At 53.3% G+C, this 20256-nt stretch carries 15 protein-coding genes; all 15 read left to right on the top strand.

Annotated features, from left to right (window positions below; genetic code table 11):
• Nucleotides 1-300 precede the first annotated feature (300 nt).
• The 15 genes from rsmH to ftsZ all read left to right on the top strand — a co-directional run bounded on the left by rsmH (nt 301) and on the right by ftsZ (nt 20119).
• The gene (rsmH, locus tag K1X45_RS05045) at nt 301-1395 is read left to right on the top strand and encodes a 16S rRNA (cytosine(1402)-N(4))-methyltransferase RsmH (RefSeq protein ID WP_255560642.1); all 1095 of its coding nucleotides are present in this window, start codon (nt 301-303) and stop codon (nt 1393-1395) included.
• A complete protein-coding gene (locus K1X45_RS05040) occupies nt 1392-1829 on the top strand; it encodes a hypothetical protein (protein ID WP_255560640.1) in 438 nt (145 codons plus the stop codon). The genes rsmH and K1X45_RS05040 overlap by 4 nt, the downstream gene beginning before the upstream one ends.
• Nucleotides 1826-3640 carry a penicillin-binding protein 2 gene (locus tag K1X45_RS05035; protein WP_022711359.1) on the top strand — a complete coding sequence of 605 codons (1815 nt, stop codon included), beginning with the start codon at nt 1826-1828 and terminating at the stop codon, nt 3638-3640. Before K1X45_RS05040 ends, K1X45_RS05035 begins: the two co-directional genes overlap by 4 nt.
• A gap of 87 nt (nt 3641-3727) precedes the next feature.
• Nucleotides 3728-5182: a UDP-N-acetylmuramoyl-L-alanyl-D-glutamate--2,6-diaminopimelate ligase gene (locus K1X45_RS05030; protein ID WP_220159993.1), complete on the top strand. Its 1455-nt coding sequence runs from the start codon at nt 3728-3730 to the stop codon at nt 5180-5182.
• Nucleotides 5179-6618, top strand: a complete 1440-nt coding sequence (locus K1X45_RS05025) for a UDP-N-acetylmuramoylalanyl-D-glutamyl-2,6-diaminopimelate--D-alanyl-D-alanine ligase (protein WP_220159992.1) — start codon at nt 5179-5181, stop codon at nt 6616-6618. Before K1X45_RS05030 ends, K1X45_RS05025 begins: the two co-directional genes overlap by 4 nt.
• A 148-nt stretch (nt 6619-6766) precedes the next feature.
• A complete protein-coding gene (gene mraY, locus K1X45_RS05020; RefSeq protein WP_022711362.1) occupies nt 6767-7849 on the top strand; it encodes a phospho-N-acetylmuramoyl-pentapeptide-transferase in 1083 nt (360 codons plus the stop codon).
• A gap of 126 nt (nt 7850-7975) precedes the next feature.
• Nucleotides 7976-9385, top strand: a complete 1410-nt coding sequence (gene murD / locus K1X45_RS05015; protein WP_220159991.1) for a UDP-N-acetylmuramoyl-L-alanine--D-glutamate ligase — start codon at nt 7976-7978, stop codon at nt 9383-9385.
• Nucleotides 9385-10536 carry a putative lipid II flippase FtsW gene (gene ftsW / locus K1X45_RS05010; RefSeq protein WP_022711365.1) on the top strand — a complete coding sequence of 384 codons (1152 nt, stop codon included), beginning with the start codon at nt 9385-9387 and terminating at the stop codon, nt 10534-10536. Before murD ends, ftsW begins: the two co-directional genes overlap by 1 nt.
• A 69-nt stretch (nt 10537-10605) precedes the next feature.
• The gene (murG, locus tag K1X45_RS05005; RefSeq protein ID WP_370627076.1) at nt 10606-11739 is read left to right on the top strand and encodes an undecaprenyldiphospho-muramoylpentapeptide beta-N-acetylglucosaminyltransferase; all 1134 of its coding nucleotides are present in this window, start codon (nt 10606-10608) and stop codon (nt 11737-11739) included.
• Nucleotides 11736-13142, top strand: a complete 1407-nt coding sequence (gene murC, locus K1X45_RS05000; RefSeq protein ID WP_220159990.1) for a UDP-N-acetylmuramate--L-alanine ligase — start codon at nt 11736-11738, stop codon at nt 13140-13142. Before murG ends, murC begins: the two co-directional genes overlap by 4 nt.
• Before the next feature lie 291 nt (nt 13143-13433).
• Complete coding sequence (gene murB, locus K1X45_RS04995) at nt 13434-14399, top strand: UDP-N-acetylmuramate dehydrogenase (protein WP_151159848.1); 966 nt, start codon at nt 13434-13436, stop codon at nt 14397-14399.
• 547 nt (nt 14400-14946) lie between these two features.
• Entirely contained in the window at nt 14947-15873 is a 927-nt protein-coding gene (locus tag K1X45_RS04990; RefSeq protein WP_220159989.1) for a D-alanine--D-alanine ligase, read from the top strand.
• On the top strand, nt 15861-16799 hold the full coding sequence (locus K1X45_RS04985) for an FtsQ-type POTRA domain-containing protein (RefSeq protein ID WP_370627075.1): 939 nt from the start codon (nt 15861-15863) through the stop codon (nt 16797-16799). Before K1X45_RS04990 ends, K1X45_RS04985 begins: the two co-directional genes overlap by 13 nt.
• Entirely contained in the window at nt 16796-18118 is a 1323-nt protein-coding gene (ftsA, locus tag K1X45_RS04980) for a cell division protein FtsA (protein WP_022711371.1), read from the top strand. The genes K1X45_RS04985 and ftsA overlap by 4 nt, the downstream gene beginning before the upstream one ends.
• Before the next feature lie 237 nt (nt 18119-18355).
• Nucleotides 18356-20119: a cell division protein FtsZ gene (ftsZ, locus tag K1X45_RS04975; protein ID WP_075656143.1), complete on the top strand. Its 1764-nt coding sequence runs from the start codon at nt 18356-18358 to the stop codon at nt 20117-20119.
• Nucleotides 20120-20256: the final 137 nt, after the last annotated feature.

Below are 20256 nucleotides of genomic sequence, written 5' to 3'. Positions count from 1 at the left end.
TATTAATATTGGATAAATTTATTCACGGCGTATTGCGTGTCCGGCCGGCTGCGCAGTCGCAAAAATCGATAATATGGCAACGTTCGGAGCGGTTTTTGCGCCTGCGTTGACGCCTACCTTACCCCGGTGGTATTTCTTAATGCAGTTTGTTGCGTCCAGACTTTGTTCAGTTTCCAGACATTTTGTGCTGCATACGGCATTGGCCGGTATGCAAAATGCTGAAATCTGCAGCCGCGGTTTAACCGCTGGCGGGCAAGGATCTGCCGTTCTCACGCTGGGTCCGCTGAAGAAAGCAAAACAATGACAGGACCGAAGGAAATTATGGTTCCGGAAGCGCAGGCAGACAAACTGACACAGCACGCTGATACTCCGGCGGGCGCATCAGAGCATGAAGACTATTCCCGTCATATTCCCGTGATGCTGGAAGAGGTTGTCAGTGCTTTGCAGCCTGAAGCCGGTAAACTTTATGTGGACGGCACTTTCGGTGCCGGCGGCTACACAAAACGAATTCTCAAAACCGGTGCCGAAGTTCTGGCCATTGACCGCGACCCGAATGCAATTGCTGCCGGACAGGCGGTGGTTGCAGAATATCAGGGACGTTTGCGTCTGGTGCAGGCACGCTTCTCCCAGATGGAAGATGTGCTGAGCGATGTGCAGCCTGATGGTGTTGTACTGGATATCGGCGTTTCCTCTATGCAGATTGACGAGGCTGACCGCGGTTTTTCTTTCCAGAAAGACGGGCCGCTGGATATGCGCATGTCCTCACAGGGGCTGAGCGCTGCTGACGTGGTTAACCAATATAAAATGGGAGATCTGGCACGCATCTTTAATTTTCTCGGTGAGGAACGTCATGCCGGACGCATTGCGCGCATGATCGAAAAGCGCCGCGAGAGTGAACCTTTCAGCCGTACCCGTGATCTTGCCAATGCGATTGAAATGCTGGTCGGGCGTCATCCGAAAGACCGTATTCATCCGGCGACCCGCGTTTTTCAGGCGCTGCGTATTTATGTGAATGACGAGCTGGGTGAACTGGCGCGTGCATTGATTGCTGCAGAACGTTCGCTGAAGCCGGGTGGTCGTCTGGTTGTTGTGACATTCCACTCGCTGGAAGACCGTATTGTGAAGCGTTTCTTTGCAGACCGTGCGGGCGGCGGCGGCGGCTCGCGCCATTTGCCGGAAGCGCATATGCGTCAGGGCAGCTTCGCGCCTGCAGTCAAAGGCGCGGTGGGTGCCAGCGAGGAAGAGGCGGAGCGCAATCCGCGCGCACGTTCGGCCAAGCTGCGTGCCGGTATCCGCACAGAATATCCGCCGCTTAAAGCGGATTATAGTATTTTCGGCCTGCCAACCCTGCCTGTTTTGCCAGAAACTGATAATGCGAAGAGGAAATCATCATGATGCGAACTCTGGATATTATATTGATCGCAGTCATGCTGGTGGCGGCAACCGTGACCTATAAGATCAAACATGATGCTGAAAAGCAGGTGGTTGAGATCAAGAAAATTCAGCGTCAGATCGCTTTTGAAAAAGACACGATCAATCTGCTGAAAGCAGACTGGAGCCTTATGACCCAGCCGAACCGTTTGCAGCGTTTGTCTGATATTTATCAGTCACAGCTGAAACTGCAGCCGGTTGATGTGACGCAGATCGGTCTGTTCGATGATATTCCGATGAAACAGGCTGATGATATTGAAAAACTGATCGGTGGCAGTGCCGATCTGATTGCATCTGTTGATACGATGAGCACAGGCAGCGTTGCGCAAACTGCACCGGCGGGTGCGGTTTCAAATGCGGCACCGCTACGTGTTGTGGTTCCGGGAGTGCGGCCATGAGCGGAAAAAGCAGCTGGTTCCGGCGTAAAAACAAAAAATCCTCATCAGATGATGCTCCGGTTCTGGGGCAGGCACCTGAATTTGACAGTGCCGCGCTTGAGAGTGAGCGCGGCATTGCCACGTCTCCACTCAATGACAGTGTTGCCTTTGCCGGAAACCGCAAAAAACACGGAAACCGCGCTCGTAATCGTCTGATTATGGCGATTTCCTGCTTTGTCGGTATTTATGCGGTGATTGGCGGCCGTCTTGTTTATTACGGTATGCAGGGCGGTGATAATGAAGGTTATCGCGCCGGTGCGGCCAGCACGCTTGCAGCACGGCCGGATATTCTTGACCGCAATGGCGAAGTGCTGGCAACGGATATTAAAACCGCTTCGCTCTATGCCGAGCCGAAAAAGATTGCCGATCCGGACGAAACTCTGGAATTGCTGGCAACGGTTCTGCCTAATCTTGACTGGGAAAGCACCTATCGCCGTCTGAAAAGCGGTGCGGGTTTTGTATGGATTCAGCGCGGTCTGACACCGCGTCAGCAGAGCCAGATCATGGCGCTGGGTGTGCCGGGTATCGGTTTCCGCACAGAGAAATCCCGTTTCTATCCGGGCGGGCCTACGGCTTCGCATATTGTCGGTCTGGTTAATATCGACAATCAGGGCATTGCCGGTATGGAAAAATATATCGACAGTCAGGGCTTAAGCGATCTGCGTATGGCAGGCCTTGCCCAGCCGGATAATCTGGAACCGTTCCGCCTGTCGATTGATCTGCGCGTGCAGCATATTATGCGCGACGAACTGGTTCGCGCTGTTGAAAAATACCGCGCGATTGCTGCCGGAGCCGTGGTGCTGAATGCCAAGACCGGTGAAGTGGTTGCTATGGCTTCGGTGCCGGATTTCGATCCGAATAATCCTTATAATGCGCTGGAAAAAGATCGTCTGAACCGGATGTCAGCCGGTACTTATGAAATGGGCTCGACAATTAAGAGCTTCACCACAGCGATGGCGCTGGATTCCGGCAAGTTCAATCTGGAAAGCAAGTTTGATGCGACCCGTCCGATCACGATCGGCCGACAGACCATCCGCGACTTCCACGGTAAAGCCCGCTGGCTGACACTGGCAGAAGTGTTTATTTACTCCTCCAATATCGGTTCGGGTAAGGAAGTTGACGCGATAGGTATTGAAGGTCATCGCGAGTTTCTGAAGCGCGTTGGTTTGCTGGATCGTATGCAGACCGAACTGCCGGAAGTGGCGCGTCCTGTTGAGCCGCGCGTGTGGAAGAAGGTACACTCCATTACCATTTCCTATGGTCACGGTATGATGACCACACCTTTGCAGACGGCCGTTGCTGCTGCGGCGCTGGTCAATGGCGGCAAGCTTATTCCGCCGACATTCCTGCCACGCACGCAAGACGAGGCCAATGCTGTTGCCACGCAGGTGCTAAAGCCTAAAACCAGCGATGATATGCGTTATCTCTATCGTCTTAATTCCGAGATCGGTTCCGGTCGTCGTGCTGAGGTAAAGGGCTATCGCGTTGGCGGTAAAACCGGTACAGCGGAAAAGGTTATTAACGGCCGTTATTCCAAAGATGTCCGTTTTAATGCGTTTCTTGCTGCATTCCCGATGGATGACCCGACCTATGTGGTTCTGACCATTATCGATGAACCAAAACCGGAGGAAGGCAAACTTTCTGCGACCGCCGGACTCAATGCTGCCCCAATGGTTGCAAATATCATCCGCCGGTCAGCATCATTTCTGGGTGTGTCGCCTGACTTTGCGCAGGATAATGCACCAATTCTGGCAGCTTATGAGAATGACTGATCTGAGCAGGGGATCAATGTGACGTAATAATGCCTTGAGCACTGATTATGTCACATGAAATGAATTCAAAATCGGGATCTGAATGGCATGAAACTTCAAGATATCGCAGCCTATGTAAATGATATGGCGGACTCAGTCGCGCAGACTGAGATTTCCGGATTGAGTTCCGATTCCCGTAAGGTACAGAAGGGCAGCTTGTTTGCGGCTCTGAAAGGCGTGAAAAATGACGGTTCGGCCTATGCGGCTGATGCTGTTAAACGTGGTGCAGTTGCAATTCTGACCGATGAAGACATGAATGCCGAGGGCATCACTGTGCCTGTGCTGCGCAGCAAAGACCCGCGCCATGCGCTGGCAATGGCTGCTGCAACATTCTATGGCAAACAACCGCAGATTATGACTGCCGTTACCGGCACCAGCGGCAAAACCTCTGTTGCTTCCTTTACCCAGCAGATTTGGGCCTATGCAGGTTTTGCGGCAGCAAGCATTGGTACGACTGGCGTTTTCTCCCCGACACGGAATGAATATGGCTCGCTGACAACACCGGATCCGGTGGAACTGCAGAAACTTCTCGCAGAACTGGCGGATGAAGGTGTGACCCATGCCTGTATGGAGGCCTCATCGCACGGGTTGGATCAGCGCCGTCTGGACGGCGTGAAGCTGACAGCCGCAGCTTTCACCAATCTCGGCCGCGATCATATGGATTATCATCCGACGGTTGAAGATTATCTTGGCGCAAAAATGCGCCTGTTTGATACACTGCTGCCAAAAGGTGCTCCCGCGATTATTTTTGCTGATGATGTCTTTTCACCGCAGGCGATTGCAGCCGCTGTTGCTGCCGGTTCTGATGTGAAAACCGTTGGTCGTAAAGGCGATTTCATTACGCTGAAACGCGTGGAACACGAACGCCATCGTCAGCATGTTGAGCTGAGCCATGCCGGTAAGATTTACGAATTTGCTTTGCCGCTGGCCGGTGATTTTCAGGTCGCGAATGCACTGGTTGCAGCCGGTCTGGCAATTGTCTCCGGTGTGCCTGCGGATGCGGCTTTCCGAGCATTGGAACGTCTGAAAGGTGCGCCGGGTCGTCTGGATCTGGTCGGTTCGACTGAAGACGGCGTGCCTGTTTATGTGGACTATGCCCATAAGCCAGACGCGCTGGAAAATGTGCTGACTTCAGTTCGCCCGTTTACCACCGGCCGTGTGATTGTGGTGTTTGGCTGTGGCGGTGACCGCGATAAAGGCAAGCGTCCGATCATGGGGGAAATCGCCACCCGTCTGGCCGATGTGGTGATTGTCACCGACGATAATCCGCGTTCGGAAGTACCGGCTACTATCCGCTCTGAAATTTTGGCTGCGGCACCGGATGCACTGGAAATCGGTGACCGTCATGAAGCTATCCGCCATGCTGTGCTGCTCGCACAGGCAGGCGATACAGTTATTATTGCGGGCAAGGGACATGAAGAAGGGCAGACCATCAATGATGTGACGCTGCCATTCTCGGATCATGCAGAAGTTGCCCGTTCGCTTGAGGCGCGTTTTAAATGAGTGATTTGCTTTGGAAATCGTCTGACATGGTAAAAGCGATGGAAGGGCGGCCGGTCGGTCACCTTCCTGAAGGTATTACCGGTATTTCGATCGATTCCCGCACATTGCGAAAGGGTGAAGCCTTTTTCGCGATTAAAGGTGATGTGTTTGACGGGCATGATTTTGCAACCGCTGCTATGGCTGCCGGAGCAGGTCTGCTGGTTGTGACCGAAGCGCGTTTGCCTGCTCTGGGTAAATTACAGGTGCCGATGATTGTGGTGGATGATGTGCTGGCCGCACTGACCCGCCTTGGCATTGCTTCCCGCGCACGCTCCAAAGCGCAGATCATTGCTGTTACCGGTTCTGTGGGTAAAACCACCACCAAAGAAGCTCTGCGCCATGTTCTGTCTGATTGCGGAAAGGTTCATGCTTCCGCCGCTTCTTTCAATAATCATTGGGGTGTGCCGCTGACTTTGGCACGTATGCCGGAAGATACCGATTATGGTGTTTTTGAAATCGGCATGAACCATCATGATGAAATTCGCCCGCTGGTAAAAATGGTTCAGCCGCATGTGGCTGTCATTACGCTGATTGCGCCTGCGCATCTGGGGCATTTTGCTAATCTCGAAGAAATTGCTGTTGCCAAAGCGGAGATTTTTGAAGGCGTGCTGCCCGGTGGTTATGCGCTGCTGAACCGCGATGACAAACGCTTTAAACAGCTGGAAACGCTGGCTGTTGCGGCTGGGATTGAGCATATTGCCACTTTCGGTGAAAATGCCCGTTCAACCTACAAACTGCGTGATCTGGTGATGAAGACGGATTGCTCCTGCATCACGGTTTCGCTCGGCGGTCAGGAAGCGGCTGTGAAGATCAGCGCTCCCGGCCGGCACATCGTACAGAATATGCTGGCGGTGATGGGCGCTGCACATCTGGTTGGCGCGGATATGACGAAAGTTGTGCTGGCACTGGCAAGTCTGCAGGCTGAAGCCGGACGCGGCGCGCAATATCGTCTGCGCCACGGTGACGGTACATTCACGCTGATTGATGAAAGCTATAATGCCAATCCGGCATCCATGCGCGCGGCACTGTCGCTGCTTGAATCTACTGAGCCGCAAGGCGAGGGGATTGAGAAGGGGCGGCGCATTGCAGTGCTTGGCGATATGCTGGAACTGGGCAAGCAATCTTCCAAGCTGCATGGTGATCTGGCACGTCCGATTGTGGATGCACATGTGAATATGCTTTTCATCGGCGGCGCGCATATGAGTGCCCTGAAATCCGCAATGCCTGCAGAAATTCAGGTTGAGTATCGGGAAAGCGTTGACGAACTGCTTCCACTTGTAGTCAAAGCAGTGCGTCCCGGAGATGTGGTGATGATTAAATCGTCAAAGTCGATCGGCTTTGTGAAAATCGTCAATGCGCTGCTGAAAAAATATGCCGTCTCTGAGGCAGCAGAATAAACAGGCCGGTTTTATGCGCAAAGTATAAAACCGGATTTTCATATACAGTCATAGCTGGCTGCTAAAGAATAACAGGAACTAAGCACTGCATTTCTTGTGTAATGCGATGTGTTAAAGTGCCGATACCGACCTGAAGGGCATTCACCCGATGCTGATGTTATTAGCCAATGCTGCGGATCATCTGTCGTTTTTCAACGTATTCCGCTATATTACTTTCCGCACCGGCGGTGCACTGATTACATCAGCTTTGCTGGTCTTCTTACTTGGGCCACGCATTATTGACAGTCTGCGCGTCCGGCAGGGGCGCGGTCAGCCGATCCGTGCTGACGGCCCGCAGACTCACTTCAAGAAAGCCGGTACGCCGACCATGGGCGGTTTGATGATCCTGTTCGGAACATTGGCTTCGGTCATGCTCTGGGGCAATCTCAAAAGCGTTTATGTCTGGGTTGTGCTGCTGGTAACAATCAGCTTCGGTGCTATCGGTTTCTATGATGATTATCTGAAAGTGACAAAGCAGTCGGATAAAGGTTTTTCCGGTAAGGCGCGTCTCGGGCTTGAGTTCATCATTGCTGCAATTGCTGCCTATGTCATCATGCGCACCGGTCAGGAGCCGTTTTCGTCCTCGCTGACATTCCCGTTCCTGAAAGGCATGTTGCTGGATCTGAGCTGGTTCTTCATTCCTTTTGCCGCTTTTGTCATGGTTGGTTCCGGTAATGCGGTCAACTTTACCGATGGTCTTGATGGGCTGGCGATTGTGCCGGTGATGGTTGCCGCGGCTTCTTTCGGCTTTATTGCTTATCTGTCGGGTAACGCGATTTTTGCTGATTACCTGCAAATCCATTTTGTGCCGGGCACCGGTGAGCTGGCGGTTATTCTTGGTGCCGTGATTGGCGCCGGTCTGGGCTTCCTCTGGTTCAACGCTCCGCCTGCCGCGATCTTTATGGGTGATACCGGTTCGCTTGCGCTGGGCGGTATGCTGGGTGCGGTTGCGGTTGCGACCAAGCACGAAATCGTGCTGGCAATCATCGGCGGCCTGTTCGTTATGGAAGCACTGTCGGTGATTATTCAGGTTGGCTGGTTCAAACTGACCGGCAAGCGCGTATTCTTGATGGCGCCAATCCATCACCATTTTGAGAAAAAAGGCTGGACTGAGAGTCAGGTGGTTATCCGCTTCTGGATCATCGCGATTATTCTGGCGATGATCGGTCTTTCAACGCTGAAACTGCGTTAAAACTGAAAACAGATGAGCTGCCCGTAATACGGGCAGCTTCATTGTTTATAAAGATGCCGGAGCGATAATCCGGCGAAGTTGTTTTTACATATTTGACTGAACGCATTGTCGACTGGCGGCCTGATCATGATCCCAACCCTGACCCTGAAAGATAAGACTGTTGCGCTGTTTGGCCTTGGCGGTTCCGGTATTGCAACAGCTAAAGCTATGATCGCCGGTGGTGTGAAGGTTGTGGCATGGGATGACAATCCGGACAGTGTTGCCCGTGCGGTAGCGGAAGGCATTCTCACACAGAATTTGCGCGAGGCAGACTGGTCAGGTTTCAGTGCATTTATCCTCTCTCCCGGTGTGCCGCTGACCCATCCGCAGCCGCATTGGAGCGCGGAACTGGCACATCAGGCGCAGGTGCCGGTTATCGGTGATGTCGAACTGTTTTGTCGTGAGCGCAATGCAGTGCTGGCTGCAGGCGATGATGTGCCATTTGTCGCCATTACCGGTACCAATGGCAAATCCACTACAACCGCGTTGATTGCCCATATTATCAAAGCCTCAGGCCGTGATATGCAACTCGGCGGCAATATCGGTACTGCTGTATTGTCGCTTGAAGTACCGGCAGATGGCCGTAATTATGTGGTTGAGTGTTCGTCCTATCAGATTGATCTGGCGCCTTCACTCAATCCGACAGCGGGTATTTTATTGAACTTGACGCCCGATCACCTCGACCGTCACGGCACGATGGAAAATTATGCCGCCATTAAAGAACGTCTGGTTGCAGGCAGTGATACGGCGATTGTCGCCATTGATGATGCTTATTGTGTTGCCATTGCTGACCGGCTGGAAAAAGCTGGCAAAAAGCTGATCCGTTTCTCCAAAGATCAGGTTTTGCAGAACGGTTATTATGCGCAGGGCGCACAGATTTATCGCGCACAGAATGGTAAGGCTGAATTGCTGTTGTCGCTGGAGGGCATCGGTTCTCTGCGCGGTGCGCATAATGCACAAAATGCTTTGGCCGCAATCATCGCCTGCCTGACTGTCGGTCTGAGCCTTGACCAGATCCGCGCCGGTCTGCGCAGTTTTCCGGGGCTTGCTCATCGTATGGAGCAGGTCGGCCATCAGGGCAAAACCCTGTTTATCAATGATTCAAAGGCAACCAATGCGGAAGCAACCGCGCCCGCGCTGTCGTCTTTCCCGCAACTTTACTGGATTGCGGGCGGTCTGCCGAAAAGCGGTGGCATTGAAAGTCTGCGCACCTTCTTTCCGCGGATTACCAAGGCCTATCTGATCGGTGAGGCGGCAGCGCAATTTGCGGCCACTCTGGGCAATGATGTGCCGTTTGAAATCAGCCATACGCTGGATGCCGCGATTGATCATGCAGCTTTGGATGCGGCACAGGATGCGGCTGATGAGCCGGTTGTGCTGTTGTCACCGGCCTGCGCCAGTTTTGACCAGTTTCCGAATTTTGAAAAGCGCGGCGCAGCATTCCGCGATAAAGTTATGACGCTGCAGGGATTTGCACCGATCGGGAGGGCAGACTGATGGTTAGCCGCGTAGACAGAGGCCCTGTCGCCAATTGGTGGTGGACGATTGACCGCTATTTTCTGGCTGCTTGTCTGGCACTGATGGGGCTTGGCATTTTGCTGTCCTATGCCGCCAGTCCTGCGGTGGCGGAGCGTATTGGTCTGGACAGTTTTCACTTTGTTGAGCGCCAGATCTTTTTTATGATCCCTGCGCTGATCGCTATGATCGGTACGTCATTTCTCAGCCCGCGTCTGGTGCGCCGTTTTGCATTGGCTCTGCTTGGTATTTCTCTGTTGCTGATGGTTGCAGCCCTGTTTTTCGGGATCGAGGTCAAAGGTGCGCGGCGCTGGGTCTCTCTGGCCGGAGTTTCCATCCAGCCGTCCGAGTTTATGAAACCGGCTTTTGTGGTGATTTGTGCATGGTTGTTCTCCGAACAGGAGCGCAGCGGGGATATGCCGGGCAGTTTCATGGCGCTTATCCTGTTCGGTCTGGTTGCAACACTGCTGATGGCACAGCCGGATTTCGGGCAAACCACGCTGACAGCCGTGAGCTGGGGCGCTATGTTCTTTCTGGCGGGCATGTCATGGATGTGGATTGTCGTCTTTGGCGGCGGTGCGGTCGTGTTGGGCTTGGGTGCCTATACATTCCTTCCCCATGTGGCGGGTCGTATTGACCGCTTTATGACCGGTGAAGGTGATACGTTTCAGGTTGATACCGGCCGCGAAGCAATTATCAGCGGCGGCTGGTTCGGGCAGGGGCCAGGTGAAGGGACGATCAAACGTATTATCCCTGACAGTCATACGGACTTTATTTTCTCGGTGGCTGCGGAGGAATACGGTATTATTCTATGTATTCTGATTATGCTGCTGTTTGCCTTTATCGTTATTCGCGGGCTTGTTGTTGCCATGAGAGAGCGTGATGCTTTCTCGCGTCTGGCCATTTCCGGTATCGTGATTTTGTTCGGCTTCCAGTCGATCATCAATATGGCTGTGAATCTGCACCTGATGCCTGCCAAAGGGATGACTTTGCCGTTTATTTCCTATGGCGGTTCATCGTTGGTGGCGATTGCAATTACGATGGGTTTCCTGCTGGCGCTGACACGTCAAAATCCTGAGCGCCGTATGTCTGCCTCGCTGAAAGGTGCAGGCGAACGTATTCCTGTGCTTTAAATTATTAGACGAATTGCGCAGTTCCGGTGAATGATTGTTCGGGACTGCCTGTTAAAAAATACAGAACGGATGATGATGACAAAAGGTGTTATCGTTTTGGCGGCGGGCGGTACCGGCGGGCATTTATTTCCTGCTGAAGCGCTCGCGCATGAACTGACAAATGACGGTTATGATGTGCATCTGGTAACCGACAAACGTGCGCAGCGTTTTGTTTCCGGTTTTGATGAAAACCATGTCCATGTCGTGCGTTCCGCAACCATTGCCGGTAAAAATCCGATTGCATTGGCGAAGACATTTTACAGCCTGTGGCAAGGTAATCTCGATTGCGGCAAGCTTTTCCGCCGTCTGAACCCAAAACTGGTTGTTGGTTTCGGTGGCTATCCGACCTTGCCGCCGCTCTATGCAGCATCACGCATGAATATTCCGACCATTATCCATGAGCAGAATGCGGTGATGGGACGTGCCAATAAAGGCCTGTCCGCCCGTGTGACAGCGATTGCCGGTGGTTTCCTGTCGGCAGAGAGCGGCACTCATGCGGCTAAAACTGTGCAGACCGGTAATCCGGTGCGTCCGAGCGTTATGGCGCAGACCAATGTGGCTTATAAGCCTTCTGCAGAGCCGGATGTTTTCCGCTTGCTGGTTTTTGGCGGCAGTCAGGGCGCGCAATATTTTTCTACCGTGGTGCCTGCTGCAATTGCTCTGCTTGAGATTGACGAGCGTGAAAGATTGTTTGTCACTCAGCAGGCACGCCCTGAAGATGAAGTGATTTGCCGTAAAGCCTATGAAAAGCTCGGCGTTAAAGCGCAGGTCGCGCCATTCTTCGGTAATCTGCCGGAGATGATGGCGCAGGCGCATTTCGTTCTTTCGCGCTCCGGCGCTTCTACCGTTTCTGAAATTGCGGCTATCGGTCGTCCGAGCCTGCTGGTGCCGTTTCCGTTCGCGCTCGATCACGATCAAGCTGCCAATGCTGAAGCGCTGGCAAAGGCCGGTGGCGGTGAGGTTATCCGTCAGGCAGAACTGAAACCGGAAAAACTGGCAAAAATCCTGATTGCAGCGCTGAATGAGCCGCAAAGACTGGCAGATATGGCAGCGCGGGCAAAAAGTTCCGGTCGTCCTGATGCAACACGGTTGCTTGCTGATCTTGCAGAAGCTATTGCAGCGGGATTGTCTGTTTCTGAATACAAAGAAGGAAAACGCGCATGAAAATGCCTCTGAATATTGGTCTGGTTCATTTTATCGGGATCGGCGGCATTGGCATGAGCGGCATTGCGGAAGTGCTGCATAATCTGGGCTACAAAGTTCAGGGCTCAGATCAGGCTGACAGCGCCAATGTGCAGCGTCTGCGTGACAAGGGCATTGAGGTTTTTGTCGGTCATAAAGCTGAAAATATCGGCAAGGCTGATGTGGTTGTTGTCTCTACTGCTATCCGTCCGAATAATCCGGAGCTGGTTGAAGCGCGGGAAAATCTGCTGCCAATCGTGCGTCGTGCGGAAATGCTGGCCGAGCTGATGCGTTTCCGTCAGGCAATTGCCATCGGCGGTACCCATGGCAAAACCACCACGACCTCGATGGTTGCTACCCTTCTGGAAGCCGGTCATCTGGACCCGACCGTTATCAATGGCGGTATCATCAATGCCTATGGCACCAATGCCCGCATGGGTGAGGGTGAGTGGATGGTGGTTGAGGCCGACGAGAGCGACGGTACTTTCCTTAAATTACCTGCTGATATTGCGGTTATCACTAATATTGATCCGGAGCATCTCGACCATTACGGCTCGTTCGATAATGTGCGTGCTGCTTTCCGCCAGTTCGTTGAGAATGTGCCGTTCTATGGTTTCGGCGTTATGTGTCTTGACCATCCGGAAGTTCAGGCGCTTGTCAGCCGTATCGAAGACCGCCGCGTGATTACCTATGGTGAAAACCCTCAGGCGGATGTGCGTTTCTCCAATCATCACATGGATGGTGCGGTTTCTGTTTTTGACGTTGTCATTCGCGACCGCAAGGGCGAAGTCGTCGAGATCAAGGATCTGCGTCTGCCGATGCCAGGTCGTCATAATGTGTCCAATGCGACTGCGGCCATTGCTGTGGCGCATGAGCTTGGTCTGACTGCGGATGATATCCGCAAAGGTCTGTCGGGCTTTGGTGGTGTTAAGCGTCGCTTCACCCATACCGGCTCATGGAACGGCGTTGAAATTTTTGACGATTACGGCCACCATCCGGTGGAAATCAAAGCTGTGCTGAGAGCTGCCCGCGAAGCCGCGCCGAAGCGCGTGATTGCGATTGCCCAGCCGCACCGCTTTACGCGTCTGGCGAGCCTGTTCGACGATTTCTCCACCTGCTTCAATGATGCAGATACAGTGATGATTGCGCCGGTTTATACCGCTGGTGAAGATCCGATTGAGGGCGTGACCTCGGAAGCCTTGGTCAGCAAGATCAAAACTGCCGGTCACCGCGATGCACGCTATCTGGAAGACCCTGCGCATTTGCCTGAAGCGATTAAAACACTGGCACAGGAAGGCGATTTTGTCGTGTTCCTCGGTGCAGGCAATATCACACAATGGGCATATGCATTGCCTAAGCAACTCGGCGGCACTGCTGCTGTCTGAGTGTCTGATCCAAAAGTCGCCCGACTTGGCTGCAAATGGCAATTTTCTCCGCTTCCGTACTCACGTACAATATGTACGCTCCGTTCGGATGCTCTAAAATCACCATTTTCGCTTGCGTCTGCCGCTTTTTGATTCAGACACTGAAATGTAGCGGACTTAAAAAAAATACCGGTACGGATCAGGGGTAATGCCTTGATCCTGCCGCCTTTCTCCTGACCTTATCCGAATTGTTGCGATGCTTATAATCCGGAAAATTTGAAGTCCGGATCGATTTAAGAGAGATGGTTGAAAATGGCTGTAAAGCTTGATGGTGAAGCGCTGTTAAAGCAGCTTGAAAAACCTTTGTCCGGTATTCGCGGACGCCTGACACCAAATTCCGGCATGGATAAGATCACATGGTTTCGTGCCGGTGGCCCTGCGGAAGTTCTGTTTCAGCCTGCGGATGAAGATGATCTGGCAGAATTCCTGAAAAATGTGCCGGAAGAAATTCCGGTGATGACTGTCGGTATCGGCTCGAACCTGCTGGTGCGTGAAGGCGGCATTCCCGGCTTTGTGGTGCGTTTGTCTGCCAAAGGCTTTGGTGAGGTCGAGCGGGTGTCGGATACGCGTCTGCGTGCCGGTACGGCAACGCCTGACAAACGTGTGGCTGCGGCAGCGCTTGAAGCTGAAATTGCCGGCTTCCATTTCTATCACGGTATTCCGGGCGGTATCGGCGGTGCATTGCGCATGAATGCCGGTGCCAATGGTGTTGAAACCTGTGAGCGTGTTGTCGAAGTGCGCGCGCTTGATCGTAAAGGCAATCTGCACATTCTGAGTAATGCGGATATGGGCTATGCCTATCGCCATTGTTCCGCGCCGAAAGACCTGATTTTCACCAGTGCGCTGTTTGAAGGACCGCGCGGCGAAGCGGCTGCAATCCGCGCTGCCATGGATGAAGTGCAGAACCATCGTGAGACTGTGCAGCCGATCCGCGAGAAGACCGGCGGCTCAACTTTCAAAAATCCTGAAGGCACATCTTCGTGGAAAGAGATCGATAAAGCCGGTTGCCGTGGTTTCACTGTCGGCGGTGCGCATATGTCGAATATGCACTGCAATTTCATGATTAATGGCGATAATGCCACCGGTTATGATCTGGAGCTGCTGGGTGAAACTGTGCGTAATAAAGTGCGTGCGAATTCCGGTATTAATCTCCATTGGGAAATCCGTCGTCTCGGCCAGTTCCTCGAAGGACGCGAAGTCACCGAATTTCTCGATTAATCTTTTGCGCTTTTGCATTGGTCGTTCTGTTTTTGGGAAGGCCGCTGAAGTTTTGTAAAATCACCGCTGTTTTCTCTGATTTGGGAGGGCAGCGGTGATTTGTTTTTGAGGGGCGTTTTACGCGGTTTTGCGGGTGATTTGCCCCTGTCAAGAGTCCTGTCTTTGCATTTTGCTAAAATAAATTTCCGCACAAACTAATTATCAAAAAACCATAATAAATCAGTAGTTTCACCCGAATCTGATTCGGATCTTGCAGGCGTAATTTTTTGTAAGGGCTTGCCATAGAATCAACTCTCTGATTCTTATAGTGAACAAGCGTTAGTGATTTGGGTCGGCAAGTTAATTTTGCCTTGGGGTTCTGCGGAAATCTTCCGCCGGAGCGCTGTATGATTGTCTGAATTTTGGTTCAGTTTTTTGATTATGCGGCGTGCCAGGGAATATTTTTAATGTGTTTTGCGTGTCTGTTCGACATGCGGCTCAGCTCCGGCGGGCTCAGAGTTTTTGTTTTATGTGTATCAGCGTTGCTGGCAGAGGGGACATGGTTAAAATGACAGGTAAACATGTTGCTGTCTTGATGGGCGGGTTTTCATCGGAGCGTCCGGTCAGTCTTTCCTCGGGTGCTGCCTGCGCCAAAGCGCTTGAAGAGCAGGGCTATCGTGTTGCGCGTGTTGATGTCGGCCGTGATGTGGCTGCTGTTCTTGCTGAGTTGAAGCCTGATGTTGCGTTTAATGCATTGCACGGTCCTTTTGGTGAAGACGGTGCCATTCAGGGTATTCTCGAATATCTGCAAATCCCTTACACGCATTCCGGTGTGCTGGCCTCGGCGCTGGCAATGGATAAAGCCCGTGCCAAGCTTGTTGCCGGTGCCGCCGGTGTGGCTATCGCGCCATCGCGCGTGATGAGCCGTTTTGATATCGGTAATCAGCATCCGATGCAGCCGCCTTATGTGGTGAAGCCGGTGCGTGAAGGTTCCAGCTTCGGCGTGGTGATCGTGCGCGAAGGGCAGAGCGCTCCGCCGCAGATTCTCGGCTCGGATGAATGGAAATACGGCGATGAGGTTATGGTTGAGCGCTATGTCGCCGGACGTGAATTAACCTGCGCTGTGATGGGTGATCGCGCCCTTGGTGTGTGTGAGATCATTCCGCTGGCACATTCCTTCTACGATTATGACTCAAAATATGCAGATGGTGGCTCGCAGCATGAATGTCCTGCGAAAATTTCACCAAATATTTACCAAAAAATACAAATAATGGCACTTCAGGCACATCAGGCAATCGGATGTCGCGGCGTGAGTCGTTCCGATTTCCGTTTTGATGAGAGCGGCTCCGGTGACGGTGAGCTGATCTGGCTTGAAGTGAATACACAGCCGGGCATGACGCCGACCTCTCTGGTGCCGGATATTGCCAAGGCTGAAGGGTATTCATTCGGTGAGTTGTTGAGCTGGATGGTGGAGGATGCCTCGTGCATGCGATAAAGGCGAGATCTGACAGAAGTAATCGTGATGCGATGATGTCCCGTACATCACTTTCGCACGGTGGTGCTTTTGTTCTTCCGCGTTTTCTGCGCAAGCCTTTCCGTATTGCCTCGCGCCTGTTCGGCGGCGGGGTTAATGTTCCGCGTTATGCGGGCACTTTCGGCATGATCGGTTTTCTGAGTGCGACCGGTATTTACGGTATGGTCATCGGTAACCATACGCATGAGGTTGTGAAAGCAACGGCATCAACTTTCGGTTTTGCTATCGAGAAGGTGAGCGTTGCCGGTAATAATGAAACCTCTGAAATTGATATTCTTGAAAAGCTAGGACTGGACGGAGAGACATCTCTGATCGGTTTCAATGCGGATGAGGCACGTCAGGCGATTGAAACCTTGCCTTGGGTCGCCGGTGTTGAAATCCGCAAAGTCTATCCGGGTTCTGTTGTGGTTTCCCTGCAGGAGCGTAAGGCATTTGCAGTCTGGCAGTCCGGCCGTGATTTGCTGCTGGTGGATGAAGAAGGCAAGCCGATCGTTCCGCTGAACGGTTCCCGTTATGCCTCGCTGCCGCTGGTGGTGGGCGAAGGTGCGCAGAAGCGCGGCAAGGCTTTTATTGAAACAGTTGCAGCCTATCCTGATCTGGCCGCCAAAGTGCGTGCCTATGCGCGGGTTTCTGACCGCCGCTGGGATCTGCTGTTTGATAATGGTGTGCGGGTTTTGTTGCCTGAGCAGGATGTAAAGCGTGCTCTGGCAGAGGTTGAAACCCTGCAGCGGACTAAAAATATTCTTGGTCGGGATATTCTCAGCCTCGACATGCGTCTGGATGACCGTGTGACTGTACAGCTCACACCGACCGGCATGGAAAGCCGTGAGAAAATGCTGAAAGACCGTGAAAAAGCTGCCAAAGCGGCAGCGGGTAGGCGCGTATGAGTATCTGGTCTGCAAAAAACACTTCCGGTTCGTCCTCTTCAGGTCGCCGTACGCGGCTTCTGACAGTGCTTGATGTCGGATCGAGCAAGGTTTCCTGTGTGATTGCGCGTCTGCGCCCGCGGGATGAAAGTGCGTTTCTGCCGGGTCGTACGCATCGTATGGATGTGCTGGGTATCGGCTATCAGAAATCCCGCGGCGTTAAATCCGGTGTGGTGATTGATCTGGATGCTGCCGAGCAGTCGATCCGTCTGGCTGTAGATGCGGCTGAGCGTATGGCCGGTCTGACCGTTGAATCGCTGATCGTCAATATTTCTTCCGGTCGTCTGAAAAGCGAAACCTTCAATGCGAGCATTGATCTGGGCGGCCATGAAGTAGAGAAAACCGATATTCGCCGTGTGCTTGCTGCCGGTGCCAAACAGGCGCTGCAGGCTGAGCGTCATCTGGTTCACTCGCTGCCGATCGGTTACACACTCGACAGTGAACGCGGTATCCGCGACCCGATGGGTATGCTGGGCGATTCACTCGGCGTTGATATGCATGTACTGACCGCAGACAGTGCACCTTTGCGCAATCTCGAATTGTGCATCAATCGCTGCCATCTCTCGGTTGAAGCGATTGTCGCCACACCTTATGCGAGCGGTCTGGCGGCTCTGGTGGATGATGAAGCGGAAATGGGCGCGGCCTGTATTGATATGGGCGGTGGCACCACAACAATTTCCGTATTCTCGGAAGGTAAATTTATCCATGCTGACGCCATTGCCATTGGCGGTATGCATGTAACAATGGATGTGGCACGCGGGTTCTCCACCCGTATGGAAGATGCTGAACGGCTCAAGGTTATGTATGGCTCGGCGCTGCCAAGCGCTGCCGATGACCGCGATCTGATCAGCGTTCCGCCGATCGGCGATGACGATCGTGATGTGCCGAACCAGTATCCGCGTTCAGTTCTCACCCGTATCATTCGTGCCCGTGTTGAAGAAACACTGGAGCTGGTTCGTGACCGGCTGAATGCTTCGGGGCTGGGTCATATTGTCGGTAAGCGTGTTGTGCTGACAGGTGGCGCAAGCCAGCTGACCGGTATGCCGGAAGTTGCCCGCCGTATTCTGGCGCGCAATGTCCGTATCGGGCGGCCTTTAGGAATTGCGGGATTGCCGGAAGCTGCAAAAGGTTCGGCATTTTCGGCAACAGTAGGCCTGCTGATTTATCCGCAGGTAGCAGGCATTGAAGAACGGTCTGTTCGTGCTGCCTCCGGTGGTCGTCTTATCGGCTCCGGCGGACGTATTTCACGGGTCGGCCAATGGCTGAAAACAAGTTTTTAGTAAGAAAGAGCTGCAGCTTTCCTGAGGAGTAAAATTGAAGGAAAGCAGTTTTGAAACAAGGGTTTGAGATTTTTTATTTCTGACCCGATTACACTCTGGGCTTTTTGCCAAATCATGGTAAACGACCGGATAATTTCAAAATGATAACGCGGTTCCTTCCGGGGTATGCGTACAAAAAATAAATCAGAATACGGCACCGCGGCGGCGAAGCGGTGAAAGGCAAAAGGAACGAAACTGATGACAATCAATCTGCAAAAGCCGGATATCACCGAGCTGAAGCCGCGCATCACCGTTTTCGGTGTGGGCGGGGGTGGCGGTAACGCTGTCAACAACATGATTAACGCCGGTTTGCGTGGCGTAAATTTTGTTGTGGCCAATACCGACGCCCAGGCTCTGACTATGTCCAAGTCTGAACGTATTATTCAGCTGGGTGCAGCTGTGACCGAAGGTCTGGGTGCAGGTTCGCAGCCGGAAGTCGGCCGCGCAGCTGCTGAAGAGTGCATTGATGAAATCATCGATCACCTGAACGGCACACATATGTGCTTTGTAACCGCCGGTATGGGCGGTGGTACAGGTACCGGTGCCGCGCCGGTTGTTGCCCGTGCAGCGCGCGAAAAAGGTATTCTGACCGTTGGTGTTGTCACCAAACCTTTCCACTTCGAAGGCCAGCGCCGCATGAAAACGGCTGATATGGGTATCGAAGAACTGCAGAAGAATGTCGATACTCTGATCGTCATTCCGAACCAGAACCTGTTCCGTATTGCCAATGACAAAACCACTTTTGCCGACGCTTTTGCGATGGCCGATCAGGTGCTGTATTCCGGTGTTGCCTGCATCACCGACCTGATGGTTAAAGAAGGTCTTATCAATCTTGACTTTGCTGACGTTCGCTCGGTTATGCGCGAAATGGGCAAGGCCATGATGGGCACCGGTGAGGCCTCCGGCGACGGTCGTGCGATTGCCGCTGCTGAAGCCGCTATTGCTAACCCGCTGCTGGATGAAACCTCCATGCGCGGTGCGCGCGGCCTGTTGATCTCGATCACAGGTGGCCGTGATATGACACTGTTTGAAGTTGACGAAGCTGCTACCCGTATCCGTGAAGAAGTCGATCAGGATGCTATGATCATTCTCGGCGCGACCTTCGATGAAGGTCTCGAAGGTGTGATCCGTGTTTCTGTCGTTGCTACCGGAATCGATAAGCAGATCGGAGACGCGGCGCCTGCGCCGCTGGAATTTCGCCAGCCAGCGAAACCAGTAGCTAAACCAGCTCCGCAGCCAGCCGCTCAGGCTCCTGTTCAGCAGCCTGTTGCTCAGGCTAAACCTGTTGAACATGCCGCTCCGGCTCAGCAGTCCCTGCATCTGGGTGAAGGTGAGCAGCGTTCTTATGCGCCGCCAGCCGCCACTAATGATGCTGCTTTCCAGCCGCAGAGCCGTATTTTTCAGGCACCTGCACCGGATATGATGGAAATGCGTCAGCAGCCAGCCGCTCCGCGCCCGCAGATGCAGGCTCCGGTTCAGCCGCAGATGCAGCAGCCAGCGCATAATCTGGCACCTCAGCCGCAGTTCCAGCCGCAGCAGCACATGGATCCGGCTCTGGCTCCGCAGCAGCCGCGTCAGGCTCCGCGTATGCCAAGCGTATCGGACTTTCCTCCGGCTGTTCAGGCGGAAATGAATGCCCGTCGCGCACCAGCTCCGCAGCCGGCACAGCAGGCACATGAAGAACGCGGTCCGCTTGGTCTGCTGCGTCGTCTGACTGCCAGCCTGTCCCGTCGTGATGACGAACAGCCGACTGCCCGTCTGGAACCTGCTCAGAAACGTGAAATGCCGGCCGCTCCGATGCAGGCTCGTGCCCCTGAACAGCGCCGTCCGCTGTCGCAGGATGCCTCGATCTATGCACCGCGCAACGGTCAGCTTGACAGTCAGGGTCGTGCACAGCCGCGCATGGCTTCTGAAGATGATCAGCTTGAAATTCCGGCGTTCCTTCGCCGTCAGGCCAACTGATCTGATAAAATACCTTTTGCTTAAATTTCACCGCGTTCTCATCAAGGACGCGGTGTTTTTTTGTTTTAAGGCTGCTGTTTTATCGGGGAACAAGATTGAGCCTTGAGGCTGAGCGTCCTATATGAAACTGGCAGATA

The sequence above is a fragment of the Pseudochrobactrum sp. Wa41.01b-1 genome (genome assembly GCF_019464455.1).
Lineage (GTDB): Bacteria > Pseudomonadota > Alphaproteobacteria > Rhizobiales > Rhizobiaceae > Pseudochrobactrum > Pseudochrobactrum saccharolyticum.
Note: the sequence above shows the minus strand (reverse complement) of the source record. Positions and strands in the feature narration are given on the sequence as shown.